The organism is Vibrio sp. HI00D65 (assembly GCF_001635455.1).
Classification (GTDB): domain Bacteria; phylum Pseudomonadota; class Gammaproteobacteria; order Enterobacterales; family Vibrionaceae; genus Vibrio.
In genome coordinates, this window is sequence record NZ_LWEH01000026.1 from 1 (window position 1) to 359 (window position 359).

1 protein-coding gene is annotated in these 359 nt (G+C 46.5%); it reads left to right on the plus strand.

Annotation, left to right across the window (positions count from 1 at the left end):
* The coding region (locus A3712_RS06325) for a HAMP domain-containing protein (RefSeq protein WP_197465791.1) at positions 1 to 359 on the plus strand (359 nt) is incomplete at both ends.

The following is a 359-nucleotide window of genomic DNA, read 5'->3' on the forward strand; positions in this document are numbered from 1 at the left end:
CACCTTATTACTCAGCTTTTTATGGCGTGTGCCTTTTGGTCTTTTCTGTTACTGGGTCGCTACTTTCTTAGGTGGTGCACTTTGGGTCCTTTACACAACCACTCAAAAGATTGGTGACGGTGATTTAACCTCACGACTCGGCTTCCATCCTGGACGCGATGAGTTTGGTACGATCGGCTGCGAGCTAGATCGTTCAATGGATACATTAACTAAGCTTGTGAATAATGTGAACCAAAGTGCTGCAACGCTAAGTGAAACCTCCTCTTCCTTCGAAACGGAGATGAAGCGCAGCGAAACACAAATCATGAGCCAGAACGCTTCTCTCGATTCTGTTGCAACGGCTATGGATCAAATGACGG